Origin of the sequence: Massilia sp. LC238 (assembly GCF_000735635.1) — a bacterium.
Taxonomy (GTDB): domain Bacteria; phylum Pseudomonadota; class Gammaproteobacteria; order Burkholderiales; family Burkholderiaceae_D; genus Telluria; species Telluria varians.
In genome coordinates, this window is sequence record NZ_JNNN01000081.1 from 82,885 (window position 1) to 95,249 (window position 12,365).

The 12,365-nt window shown below is 50.9% G+C and carries 10 protein-coding genes; 7 read left to right on the forward strand and 3 right to left on the reverse strand.

The annotated features are described in order from the left end of the window. Positions 1-186 precede the first annotated feature (186 nt). On the forward strand, positions 187-3,930 hold the full coding sequence (locus FG94_RS24515) for an Eco57I restriction-modification methylase domain-containing protein (RefSeq protein WP_036217182.1): 3,744 nt from the start codon (positions 187-189) through the stop codon (positions 3,928-3,930). Between the two features lie 262 nt (positions 3,931-4,192). Here the strand turns inward: FG94_RS24515 and FG94_RS24520 are convergent, their stop codons facing one another. After that, on the reverse strand, positions 4,193-4,819 hold the full coding sequence (locus FG94_RS24520; protein WP_036217184.1) for a tyrosine-type recombinase/integrase: 627 nt from the start codon (positions 4,817-4,819) through the stop codon (positions 4,193-4,195). Positions 4,820-4,958: 139 nt separating this feature from the next. On the opposite strand from FG94_RS24520, the gene FG94_RS24525 reads away from it, so the two are divergent. From FG94_RS24525 to FG94_RS24540, 5 genes are all read left to right on the forward strand, one after another. After that, on the forward strand, positions 4,959-5,288 hold the full coding sequence (locus FG94_RS24525) for an H-NS family nucleoid-associated regulatory protein (RefSeq protein ID WP_036217190.1): 330 nt from the start codon (positions 4,959-4,961) through the stop codon (positions 5,286-5,288). 681 nt (positions 5,289-5,969) lie between these two features. Further along, a complete protein-coding gene (locus tag FG94_RS28670; RefSeq protein ID WP_221435089.1) occupies positions 5,970-6,134 on the forward strand; it encodes a hypothetical protein in 165 nt (54 codons plus the stop codon). Positions 6,135-6,403: 269 nt separating this feature from the next. Beyond that, positions 6,404-7,168: a glycosyltransferase family 2 protein gene (locus tag FG94_RS24530; RefSeq protein ID WP_036217193.1), complete on the forward strand. Its 765-nt coding sequence runs from the start codon at positions 6,404-6,406 to the stop codon at positions 7,166-7,168. Continuing rightward, positions 7,165-7,869 carry a TVP38/TMEM64 family protein gene (locus FG94_RS24535; RefSeq protein WP_036217195.1) on the forward strand — a complete coding sequence of 235 codons (705 nt, stop codon included), beginning with the start codon at positions 7,165-7,167 and terminating at the stop codon, positions 7,867-7,869. Before FG94_RS24530 ends, FG94_RS24535 begins: the two co-directional genes overlap by 4 nt. Further along, positions 7,841-9,574 carry a glycosyltransferase family 39 protein gene (locus tag FG94_RS24540; protein WP_051997066.1) on the forward strand — a complete coding sequence of 578 codons (1,734 nt, stop codon included), beginning with the start codon at positions 7,841-7,843 and terminating at the stop codon, positions 9,572-9,574. The genes FG94_RS24535 and FG94_RS24540 overlap by 29 nt, the downstream gene beginning before the upstream one ends. Before the next feature lie 358 nt (positions 9,575-9,932). On the opposite strand, the gene FG94_RS24545 is transcribed toward FG94_RS24540, so the two are convergent. Both FG94_RS24545 and FG94_RS27540 read right to left on the reverse strand, forming a co-directional pair. Continuing rightward, positions 9,933-10,892, reverse strand: a complete 960-nt coding sequence (locus FG94_RS24545; RefSeq protein ID WP_229446060.1) for a GGDEF domain-containing protein — start codon at positions 10,890-10,892, stop codon at positions 9,933-9,935. A 217-nt stretch (positions 10,893-11,109) separates the two neighbouring features. Then, complete coding sequence (locus tag FG94_RS27540; protein ID WP_152571118.1) at positions 11,110-11,322, reverse strand: hypothetical protein; 213 nt, start codon at positions 11,320-11,322, stop codon at positions 11,110-11,112. 131 nt (positions 11,323-11,453) lie between these two features. On the opposite strand from FG94_RS27540, the gene FG94_RS24550 reads away from it, so the two are divergent. Beyond that, positions 11,454-12,035 (forward strand): PEP-CTERM sorting domain-containing protein, encoded by a 582-nt coding sequence (locus FG94_RS24550; RefSeq protein WP_036217200.1) that lies wholly within the window; start codon positions 11,454-11,456, stop codon positions 12,033-12,035. Positions 12,036-12,365 lie beyond the last annotated feature (330 nt).

A 12,365-nucleotide genomic window follows, 5' to 3' on the forward strand; every position in this document is an offset into this window, starting at 1 on the left:
CAACTCATCTTTTTAGTCTGAGAAGGCTGCTCAGCCTGTACCTCCAAGCCCAAATAACCATCAGAAGAAAACTCGTTGTGTTTCAGCTCAATTCCAATGCCTGAAAATTCCCAGCGACCAAAACATCCCTAATGCTATGATAATGCACAAAAATACTCTTTATAGCAATAAACCTAGGTTAATACAATGGAAATATTGATATCCTCCCCAAAGAAGAGCATAAGTAAAGCGTATCTACGCGCTAAAGTCCAACGCAGTGAATTACAGAAGTTCCAGTTGGAGCTCTCATTACTGTTCTCAAATACAAATCCATCAGAGTCGGAAGAGTTTCACAAAAATCTGATAACAGCACTATTGAAGAAGTCGTTCTACGATCCAGGCAACTTTATTAATACCAAGGGCCGTAACGATCTCGTTATACATAATGGACCGGACTCAACTAGCACTGTTGGCGTAATCATTGAAGTAAAAAGCCCATCCAATAAAGCCGAGATGGTCCACGTGGACAATTTAAACACCAAAGCACTACAAGAAATAATCTTATACTACTTGCGCGAGCGAATTTCGAAAAAAAATCTAGAAATCAAACATCTAATTATTACGAACGTATTCGAATGGTTCATATTCGATGCACATGTATTTGAAAAGCTTTTTGCCACAAATGCGAAATTGGTCAGTCAGTTCGAGAAATTCGAATCTGGCCAATTAGGCGGCAACAAAACAGAATTTTTCTATAAAGAAATTGCGAGACCGGTCATAGAAAACATTGGTGGGAACGTTGCGTTTTGCCACTTTCGCCTGGATACATACGAATCCAGCACCAAGGCGTCGTTGGATGATGCGCACGGTCGGAAAATTATACCACTTTTCAAATTATTATCTCCAGCGCATCTCCTTAAATTACCATTTGCGAACGATAATAATACGCTAAACCGCGCGTTTTATACTGAGCTACTACACATAATCGGGCTTACAGAATTCAAAGAAGCCGGAAAGCGGCTTATCGGTCGAAAGGCAGAGCCAGCGCGTGATTCCGGATCGATATTGGAGAACGCGATAGATCAGCTTCACAGCTTAGATAAAATATCCAGACTTACCAATCCAAATCAATTCGGAAAAAACACGGAAGAGCGCGGCTATAATATCGCACTGGAACTAGCTATCACCTGGGTAAATCGGGTGATTTTCTTAAAATTATTAGAGGCACAGCTTTTAAATTACCATAAGCATGATCAATCGTATTCATTTCTGCATGTCACTAAGATCAAAAACTTCGGCGACCTAAATAATCTATTCTTTAAGGTATTGGCGACTAAACCAGAGGAAAGGGCACCCCAAATTACAGCCGCCTTTTCCAACATTCCGTATCTGAACAGCTCCCTTTTCGAACCAACCGAGGTTGAGCATGCGACGATATTTATCAGCAATCTAAGCGATTCAGCGACTATTCCCCTGCTTTCTACTACAGTCCTTAAGACACCAAATGGGACGCGTCGCACAGGCTCACTAAACGCCATCGAATACCTCCTTTCATTCTTGGACGCATACGACTTTGGGAGTTCGGTTGACGACCCTTTGCATGAAGAAAACAAGCCCCTGATTAACTCCGCAGTTCTGGGTTTGATATTCGAAAAGATCAACGGTTATCGAGACGGATCCTTCTTCACCCCTGGTTTCGTTACGATGTTCATGAGCCGTGAAACTATACGTCGAGCAGTAATACAAAAGTTTAATCGAAAGTATGATTGGAAATGTCGGACACTTGATGACGTTTATGACTTGATTACCGACCGCACAGAAGCAAACCGTGTCATAAACAGCCTCACTATCTGCGACCCTGCGGTTGGGTCGGGTCACTTTCTTGTTTCTGCTTTAAATGAGATTCTCGCCATTAAAAGTTCGCTGCGCATTCTTTGCGATAGAAATGGCCAACGTCTAAAAGAGTACACCGTCGAGGTCGAGAACGACGAGCTGGTTGTCACAGACGACGAAGGAGAACACCTTCAATACCGACCGCACAATAAGGAGAGCCAGCGGGTACAGGAAGCACTTTTCCACGAGAAGCAGACGATTATCGAAAATTGTCTTTTTGGAGTAGATCTAAATCCAAATTCAGTAAAAATTTGCCGTTTACGTCTCTGGATTGAGTTGCTGAAGAACGCCTACTACAATGCGAATGGGGTGTTAGAAACGCTGCCGAACATTGACATCAATATCAAGGAAGGTAATTCTTTGATAAGCAGATTCCCATTAGACTCGGATCTGAAAAAGGCGCTGAAGAAAAACAAAATCACTCTAACGGACTACAGATCCGCTGTCTCAGCGTATCGGCACGCGAAAGACAAAGCTAAAAAGCGTGAGCTAGACGAGCTGATTCAAGTCATTAAGAGAAACTTTCGATCGGAAATTAGTGCTAACGACCGTAGGGTAATAGAGTTTGCCGGACTCCAAGACAAACTAAAAATGATAGTATTTCAGGGATCTCTGTTCGAGCCGTCGAAAAAAGAAGTGCTTGCACGTTCAAAGGAGATCAAACAGCTTGAGGCCCAGATATCAAAAATAAGAGCAGAAATTGAGACCATCCGGAGTAACAAAATCTTTGAAAATGCTTTCGAATGGCGCTTTGAATTTCCTGAGGTACTCAACGATGACGGAGATTACATCGGGTTTGATGTTTGTATTGGAAACCCGCCGTGGGGTGCACAACTCAGCCCAGAAGCCCTAGAACATATCAAGAAAGTTCACGATGACATCGTTATCAGGATGGTTGATACTTTCATGTTTTTCTTGAATCTATCTATTTCCATTAAAAATAATGGTGGGGTCGTCGCCCAAATCGTGCCGGACGTCTTGCTGTATCAAATCGATAACGAAGCGATCAGGGAAAAGATTTTAAATACTCTTCAGCTTCATCGGGCTATAAATCTAGGAGACAATATCTTCGAAGACGTCGCGCGGGCCTGTTGCATCGTTATTTTTAGTTCTGACCGTAGCAAACCTGATACTACGGTTTCGAATTATAGAAAGAATAGCGGTTTGCAGCTTGAGAGCGTTGTTGGCAATATTGTCCCGACGTCGCTATTCAATACGCTGCCAAATAAAATATTTGCGACGAGAAATATTGATGGTTACGCCCTTCTTGCAAAAGGAGACGGTACCAAATTAGCAGCCTTGGTGGACAGCGATGGGATACAGCGGGGGGTCAGTCCAGACCTAAAAGAAGCCTTCATAGTCAATGACAGCATTATTAAGACTAGCTCATTAGAGAACGAATTTATAAAGCCAACGGTTACCGGAGGAAGGGACATCTGTCGATACTTAGCGGTACCTACAACCCAAAAGATTATCTATACGCGCGCAGCAACTTTGGAGAGCTCGATCCCGAATATCATAAAGCATGTGTCTTCGTTCAGCTCAAAAATAAAATGTACCGAGGTGAAGAACGGAAACCACCCTATATGGGCATTACACCGCGCACGGGATGTAAAAATATTTGAGAAGCCAGAGAAAATTTTGGGTGTTATCACTGGCGATAGTATCAATACGTCTATCGACCGCAATAAACTATATCCCACCGACGGGCTTTTCGTATTTGCGTCTAATGGCAAATATTCGAACAGTTTTCTCGTTGGTCTTTTGAATTCTCGACTAATGACTTATTTCTACCGTCTCTTATCTATGGAGGAAGGTCGTGCATTGGCCCAGATTAAACCTTCTATCCTCAACTTACTCCCAGTATCAAAATGTTTTGATCCGGAAATGGTGAAGCAGGTTGAGGAGAAAGTGGACACAATCGTATCTTTAGTGGAGTCTGGGTCACAAGTTGATCCAAATAATATCGAACAGATAGATCAACTTGTTTATCGGTTGTATGGGATGACTAAGGAAGAGGTCGCTATTGTTGAGTCAGCATACACTCTTTTGAAATAAGCTCGGGGTAGCGCCGTGCATACATTCGCTAGTTGCTTAGCGTAAAGGATTGCTTCGACTGAAGCAGTCCTTCAAACTATGTTGTTCAATCGCCACAGTGCTGGATCCTGGTCGTTGCCCGAGGGTTCTACAGGGCCGCAAGCGGTCCGCCGTCGGCGGATTTATATGCTGTCGCATTGAGAAGGGCCGGTCCCGGCCGAAAGCGGTCACCTCTAAGAGACCGCTTGTTGCGAACACTAGTCAACCAGTGAGTCGGTGGCCATCAGACTTCGGTCTGCTCCGCGATTTCGAGTGCATCGTCGACTTCGATGCCGAGATACCGCACTGTGCTCTCGAGCTTAGTATGCCCGAGAAGCAGCTGCACAGCACGAAGATTTTTCGTTCTACGGTAGATCAAGGTTGCCTTAGTTCGCCGCATGGAATGGGTGCCATACGCTGTAGAGTTTAAACCGATCGACTCCACCCATTTCGCGACGATTCGCGCGTACTGACGAGTGCTAAGATGTGGGCAGCCGATAACTCTACTGGGGAACAGATAGTGGCTCGAAGTAAGCGCACGATATTCAATCCAACTCAGGAGTGACTGACGCGTCTGCTCAGTAATCTCGAACTGAACAGGCCGACTGGTCTTCTGCTGCATGACAATTGCACGATGGAAGATGCTTCGACCTTGTGCGACGTCCTTGACCTTTAGACTGACCAGGTCACAGCCACGGAGCTTGCTATCTATCGCAAGGTTGAACAGTGTTAGATCTCTCAGGCGTTCCGCTAGCTGGAGACGGATCCTGATTGCCCAGATCTCCTTCAGCTTCAACGGAAGCTTTTGTCCGATTAGGCGCCCCTTGTTCCATGGAATAGCCCGGCTAGTGGTTTCTGCAATCGTGTCCATATTTACCTCCTCATTGTGAGTAGCCTTAATACTGCTGACAGCAGTAGTGCGCATGTTTTTACACTCGTCGAATTATTCAGCGTCCCGTAGTAGAATCGATCCAGCAGGAACCCAACTACTAACTTAAAGGACGTCATCAATGGCAAATATCGATCTGTCTGGCTACAATCTCGCTGAACTGAAGGGCCTGCAACATGACATTGAAAGAGAAATCAAGAGCCGCCAACACCAAGATTTGCAGAAGGCCCGCGAGCAAATTTTGGCGATTGCTCAAGAGGCAGGGGTATCGGTAGAGGAACTGCTTGCCGCAGGTGGAAAGAAGTCCAAGACCGGCAAGGGACAGAAGGTCCAGGCGCGCTACCAGAACCCAAGTGACAATAGCCAAACCTGGACTGGGCGGGGACGCCAGCCAAAGTGGATTGCAGAGGGCCTAGCTAAGGGTAAGGCGTTGGACGACTTCAGAATCTGAAGTTAATTACGGGCCGTCGTACTGCCAAGTTACGCGTGAATCCTGTAGGGAGAACAGATAGTGGGGTTCTTCCCACCCGTGGCGAGCCCATGGAATACTCAGCAATCGGCGGCGTCGGCACTCACTGCATGGGGGATCAGATTCAGCACTTCCCACACAACCTCGGTGCTAAAGTTGTGCTCCTCTAGAAATCGCATTGCGTAGAGCAACCCGTGGGTCTTCCTCAATTGAACTGCAGCTACGAGCAATTTTGCATTGCGAAGGAGATCTGTTTGATGTTCAGTAGTCATCAGTTCATGGTAAAAGACTGATGTGTAGCTGCCATGACCTAGATCAAATCCTTAGAGCATTACCCTTACGGCATGACTTCACGCGGAATTCTTTATGTCTGGAGTCGGCCAAAAGCGGACTACTCTCGCATAGATCTTGTTAAGACGGAGAGGAAACTCACTTGATGCACGTTTAAACTATGTTCCGAAATCGGCTACAGCGCTGATCTATCAAGGCATCTGGATGTGCCGACAGTTTCGTTACCCTTATTCAACTAGCCTGCGTGACTTTGGCCCAGTGCGGAGCATGCTGCGATAGTGAGTTAACAGATTCTTAACGCTGCATTGTTTATAGTTCAGCTCTGGTGCGCCTGTAAAGAACCATGGACGCCCTGATTGCCAAGCGCTGTGCGTGCTGGTCGTCGCCTATGCACTTAGTCGCATCCATTTAATCCCGGACTTCATCCCCGGTATTGAGCTACCTCGACGATGTAATCTGCTACCGTGCCTGATATGGGTAGCTGTCAGACTTATTCCCTCATATGTCCTTGCTGAGTGCAGGGGGACGGGTCAATGAGTAGACGGCAAAGCAAAGACGCACGCCAAAAAGCAACTATGGCATTGCTTAAGTCGTACTGGCATGGATCCTAGTGTCCTGGGCGATCTGGGTCTACCTGATATCGCCTTTCTACTAAGGGCGGCAGGCCAGAAAATACAAATCTTTGGATCGTTAAGAATTATTGAGTTGGCGTTTACCAACCTACTCGTCAGCAACTGCATGGTGGCCCCTGCAGGAAGTAGCGCACAAGATGTATACCTGTGATTTCTTTAAGACGATTGAACAACATGGATGACGAAAAGAAGGGTAAGCAAGCATTCCTAGTCTCGGTGCTGATTCCGGCGAAAGACGAGGCCGATAATATAGGGCATCTGGTCAACGAGATTCATCGCGCCCTCGCTGGCCATCATTCTCACGAGGTAGTGCTGGTCGACGATGGCAGCGACGACGATACTAGCGCTGTGTTCCTGCAGCAATGCCAGCAGTTGGGCATGCCGGGGCGACTCATCCGCCATGCTCGCAGTGCCGGACAGAGCACCGCTCTCTGGACCGCTGCGCGCCACGCTAGCGGGCGTTTTCTCGTCACGATAGACGGCGACGGTCAGAATGACCCCGCCGACATTCCGGCACTAGTGGCGCAGGGGCTGACGATGGAAGATAAGCACCCACATTTCTGCATTGCGGGCTTCCGCAAGAATCGGCGCGACACGCGTTGGAAAAAAATCCAGTCACGCATCGCTAATGCCGTGCGCCGCAGCATACTCGACGATGGCGTACCCGATACCGGCTGCGGTCTCAAGCTACTGCCGCGCGAAACCTGGCTTTGCTTGCCGTACTTTGACCACATGCATCGCTTCGTGCCGGCACTGGTCAAGCGCCTTGGCGGCGTGATCACAGTCGTTCCGGTGCACCATCGACACCGTACCGCCGGCGTATCGAAATACACCGCCTGGAATCGGCTATGGGTGGGCATCGTCGACATGTGGGGGGTCAGCTGGCTAATCCGGCGCAGCAAGCTGCCGCTGATCGAGCGCATGGAAGTGCAGCATTGAAAACTGAATTGAGGCTGCTCTTCAAGCCGCTGCTGCTGACCTGCCTGCTCGCGCTAGGCTTTGCCTCCCTCCATTTCCAATGGTGGGGATCATTCACTGAGCTGGACCTGCTGAACCGGTTGTTCGAACGACATTGGGCGATTGCCTGGCCCGTTTTCGTGCTTACCGGCGTGCTATATACCGCGCTCGGCGGCCCGCGCCAACTGCTCGCATTCAGTTGCGGTTACCTGATGGGTGGCTTGACAGGGGCTTTGCTGAGCACTGCGCTGACCGGACTTGGCGCCCTGTTGGTGATCTATTACGTGCGCAATATCGGCAGGGATTGGCTGCTTCGGCGGCATGGCGAACGCGTCGCCTTCATCCGCCTACTGCTCGGCGAGAATACCTGGCTGTGGATCTGCACACTGCGTCTAATGCCGGTCGGCAGCAATTTGGCGACGAATATCGCGGTTGCCCTGGCTGGACTGAGCATACCGGCGGTTTTCTGGGGCAGCCTCCTGGGCTATCTGCCGCAAATGCTGCTGTTCAGCTTTGCCGGCGCGGGCCTAGCCTTGCATGACGAGCAGCAGATCTGGATCAGCCTTTTGATGCTGGTGCTGTCCACGGCGATGGTGCTCTATCTCTACCATCATGGCTTCAAGCAGAGGCTACAGGACATCCGAGGACAAACGCATGCAACTCCCGCACAATCCGAGCGCTAGGCAAGACGCACACTGGTGGCCGTGGATCGCTGCCCTCTTGATCGCTGCCCTGTTCGCCGGCATCGGGTTGCGGGACCCCTGGCCTGCCGACGAGCCGCGCTTTGCCCAAGTCGCACGAGAAATGGTGGAATCGGGCCAGTGGCTATTCCCAACTCGCGGCGGCGAGTTCTATCCGGACAAGCCGCCAGTCTTCATGTGGCTGATCGCCCTTTTCTACCAGCTCACCGGACAACTGAAGATCGCTTTCCTGCTGCCCAGTGCGCTGGCGGGCTTGGGCACGCTGTGGCTGGTATTCGACCTAGGTCGCCGCTTGTGGGGAGAGAACGTCGCCCGTTCGGCAGTGCTTGTCCTCGCGTTCACGCCGCAGTTCCTGCTGCAGGCCAAGGCCGCACAAATCGATGCGGTGGCCTGCTTCTGGATCACACTCGGCTGCTACGGGCTGGTCCGCCACTTCCTGCTCGGTCCAGCCTGGGGCTGGTATGCCGCCAGCTGGGTGGCGATGGCACTGGGCATCGTGACCAAGGGCGTCGGTTTTCTTCCCGCGCTGATGCTGATACCGCTGGCGATCTGGCGCCGCCCCGTCACCGCATCCGGGCAGCAGGTCTGGTGCATGCGCACGTGGTGGGGACCAACCCTGATGCTGGGCACGCTGGCGCTATGGCTGGTGCCGATGTGGGTGGCGGTCGAACGCATCCAAAGTCCGGAGCTATTGGCCTATCGCGACAACATTCTGCTCAGGCAAACCGCTGAACGCTATGCCAATGCATGGCATCACATAAAGCCATGGCACTACTACCTGTCGACTGCACTGCCCAGCATGTGGTTTCCGCTGGTCGTGCTGTTCCTGCTGCAGATCCGCAGCATCAGGAAGCTGTGGCCGTCCAGCGTGGCACTGCGCGTACTGCTGAGTTGGGTTGCGCTAGTGTTGCTCTTCTTTTCCATCAGTCCTGGCAAGCGCGAGGTCTACATCCTGCCGGCGCTACCAATGTCTGCCCTGGCACTCGCCTACGTCTGGGAACAAGCGCCGGAGAAAGGGCGCCGCACCGCGTCTCTTCTGTTACGGGGAGCGCTCGCGGTGGTTGGCCTGCTGCTGATGTTGCTGGCAGCGATGGCGCTGTTTGCTCCGGATCGCCTGCATCACCGAGCGGACGACTACGCCGACGCCATCGCCGCTCTGGCTCCAGGTCTGCTGATACTGGGATTGGCGCTGTCCAGCATCGTCTGGCTGTTGCGCAAACGCGCCTTGTTCGAACAGCTCGCCCTAGCCAGCTTGCTGACCTGGCTGTTCATTTCTTTCTGGCTGTGGCCCTCCCTCAACACACACCGGACGCCGCGCGCAGTCATGCAAGAACTCGAACAGAGCCTTGCACCTGAAGCGGAAGTCGGCATGCTCGAGTTCAAGGAACAGTTCCTGTTGTTTGCAAGCCGACCCCTGGTCCATTTCAGCTACCTGGCACCGCTACCCCAGCAGGAATGGAATGCCTGGCGCTGGATTCGCTCAGCTCCGAATCGCGTGCTGCTGCTCCCCGATAATCTAGCGCTACAGTGCTTCGATCTGACGAAGAAACGCGTTCTTGGCGAAGCCCATCGCCGCAACTGGGTCTTGCTCGATGCCTCGGCCGCACGTGAAAGCTGCGGCAGGGCTGTTGACCGCGTACCCTACCGCTACGTACCCGTGAAGAAAGACATCCTATTATCAAACTAGTCAGAACTGCGAGCACTACGCACTCGTAACCGACGCTGCCAGCTTCATCGGCGTCCATTTGACGTGGTTGTATCGACAGCTATTTGCTTGTATTTGACTTTGTAAGTAGATCGTACGTTACGATCACCTTGTTCACTGTCGCTGTATCAAATGTCTGCTTCGGGTCGGTTGCAGCCTTTGTGACAGTCCGCGATTTTTCCGCCCTGACGACCTGCTATGCTGAGCAGAACGGCCGCCTTCGGCCAAAAGCGGACGTTTATGGTGTAGCCTGATACTCTCTTGAAGTCCTAGGCGGTTCGGAATGCGAGTTTGCTCTGTCAACAGATGCCGCAACAATTCGTCATGCATACGCGGCTTCTCAACATAGCTGAAATGCTTCTACCCGGTTACGTCCGTTACGCTTCGCTTCGTACATCATCTTGTCAGCACTCGAGATGAGATCGTGCAGGGTATAGCTAGTGGCCATCTGGCCAAAATGTGCTGTGGAGATGCCGAAGCTAGCAGTGGCACGCACTACATTACCATTTTCCAACGACGGGATCTGCATCATGGCAAACGCGGAGCGCAAGCGTTCTGAAAGATGTTGACCACCATCGAGATCGGTCGATGGCAAGATCAGCAAAAACTCTTCCCCACCATAGCGCACGATGCTGTCAAACTGATCGCGCGTCATCTGCTTCAGCAAATCGGCAAAGGCACGCAGTACAGCGTCTCCGTCGGCATGGCCATGAGTGTCATTAATGCGTTTGAAATGATCGATATCACACAATACAACGGTCAGGTTCTGGCTAAGACGTTGGGCCCTTGCCAGCTCTGTTGGCATTAAGTGTTCGTGCAGGTAACGTCGGTTAAAGCAGCCGGTGAGGTGGTCGCGGTCGGCAGCGTCCTTAAGCACTAGCTGCGCGCGAAACTCCTCACGTGATACGGTATTGAAACGGCGGGCCGCCACGGCGCCAAAGGCGTTCGCCAGAATCAGCAGAAGGCTCATTGTCAGTATGTCTGCCGGCAGCATATTGGCGGCTTGCCAGGCCAGCATCAAGAACGCAGCCGTCGAGCAAATTGCAAGTATTAGCGCGTAAGTCAGCCGGTTCGGTATATACAGATAAATCACAATCAACATAATCGCAAGTGACATCGCGTGCCAGTGAAACTCCGCTGGGCGATGCGCAGCAATCACCATGAAACACGTGAGCGCGACTATTTCTGCAATCGTCGCAGCGCGTCGTGTTGCTCGAACTGTCAACGGGTGTCGGTAAGCGAACCAGGCACAGGTGCCCGCCGTTACGCCGACCGCCATGCGGATGCCGAACAGGGTCATCGTATTAGGGCCTAGCCCAAGGGCCGCAACATCGGTTACAAAGAAGAGCAGATAGAACAGAGTACAGAAAGTTAGGGTAAATCCCAGCAGTGAACGTGTCTGGGCTAACCTGTACTCGAGAAACGCAGTCTCGGTGGTAGGGTTCGCGAACTCTCCAGTTAATGATTTAATTTGCATATTAGGTTAGCAGTGCTTAAGCGCTACAGGAACTTTAGCATTACATTTTGACATCAATCTTGCCCAACCTAAAGCTTTTTCCGGCAGGTCTGTCTGCTTTCAAGCTAGCCTCAGTAGCAGGCGCAATTTGACGGGTCAGGTAGGTTCGGCTGCTGGCGATGTCATGAGCAAAACTGCCAACAATGAACGCGTCGCTGAGGTTAAGGCCCCAGCAATCACTATTGACATATCCAAGAGGAATTAACATTTCCATGTCGGAAATCTTTACACCTGTCAGTTTCTTACAGTGTTACCAACGGTTTCTCCACTCTAGAGCCTTGTTTTTGGCACGGAAATTGCTTAATACGGACAGTGTAATTTTCAAACCAAAACAGGGAATCCAATATGAAACAATTTGTCAAATCTGCTCTCGCTACGGCCGCGTTTGTATTCACTAGCGTGGCATGTGCTGCTCCCATCACCACGACCATCGATACGACCTTCACGCATCAAGGCGGCTCAAACACCATTGATGTAAATTCGTTTTACGACGTAAACTTCAACCTGACCCTCACGCCATACTTGTACCGCCCGTCAATCGACACCGTCACGTCGGCAGAGCTTCTGTTCCGGTTCAAAGATACTGGTCCAGACAACAAGAACAACCCCAACAACGAGAATTTCACGATCAAGATCGGGAGTGATTTGCTCGGCAGCAGCGGCGGCATCATCAATATCGTCAACAACGGCGCGGACTTTCCATTCTCGATTACAAATACGACGTCTTTGACTAACTTCAGCGATACCGGCCTTTTGTCGCTGCGGATTTCGACGACTAGCGGTTCTTTCCAGTTTGTGAGCGCGAACTTAAAAGCCAATGTCAACGTGGGTGAAGGTTCGAGTTCTGAAGTTCCGGAACCGCTTGCGGTTGCCTTACTGGGGATTGGCGTGGCCGGTATCGCAGCAAGCCGCCGTCGCAAGATATAAGTCTTGACCAGGCTCTGCATGCTTCTAGAGCTTCAGAGCCTGTTCCCTCAGTCATGGTGGCCTATATGATGTTTTGGACAGGCACTTTGCCAATGCCAACTGAGCCATGATTCTCGTGACTGACTAGCTCAGACCGTCCAGCTTTAAGATCTAGGCCTATGCACACGGCAGTCTCGATCAACCGGCCGCGCTTTTTGGCTTTAGGCTAGGGTTGGGCCAGTCTTGCCTAAATACGCTCCACCAGCAAGTCCCCTCCATATTGAACCACTTGGCCTAGTCTGGCAAAGCTATTTGCCCTAGCGCCGACGTCAGGTCTATCTTTCCGAGTTG

What these genes read in the sequence shown, in the direction of transcription:
- FG94_RS24515 (WP_036217182.1), top strand. Translation starts at nt 187, where the DNA reads ATGGAAATATTGATATCCTCCCCAAAGAAGAGCATAAGTAAAGCGTAT.
- FG94_RS27540 (WP_152571118.1), bottom strand. Translation starts at nt 11,322, where the DNA reads ATGGAAATGTTAATTCCTCTTGGATATGTCAATAGTGATTGCTGGGGC.
- FG94_RS24540 (WP_051997066.1), top strand. Translation starts at nt 7,841, where the DNA reads ATGCAACTCCCGCACAATCCGAGCGCTAGGCAAGACGCACACTGGTGG.
- FG94_RS24545 (WP_229446060.1), bottom strand. Translation starts at nt 10,892, where the DNA reads ATGACCCTGTTCGGCATCCGCATGGCGGTCGGCGTAACGGCGGGCACC.
- FG94_RS24530 (WP_036217193.1), top strand. Translation starts at nt 6,404, where the DNA reads ATGGATGACGAAAAGAAGGGTAAGCAAGCATTCCTAGTCTCGGTGCTG.
- FG94_RS24520 (WP_036217184.1), bottom strand. Translation starts at nt 4,819, where the DNA reads ATGGACACGATTGCAGAAACCACTAGCCGGGCTATTCCATGGAACAAG.
- FG94_RS24525 (WP_036217190.1), top strand. Translation starts at nt 4,959, where the DNA reads ATGGCAAATATCGATCTGTCTGGCTACAATCTCGCTGAACTGAAGGGC.
- FG94_RS24550 (WP_036217200.1), top strand. Translation starts at nt 11,454, where the DNA reads ATGAAACAATTTGTCAAATCTGCTCTCGCTACGGCCGCGTTTGTATTC.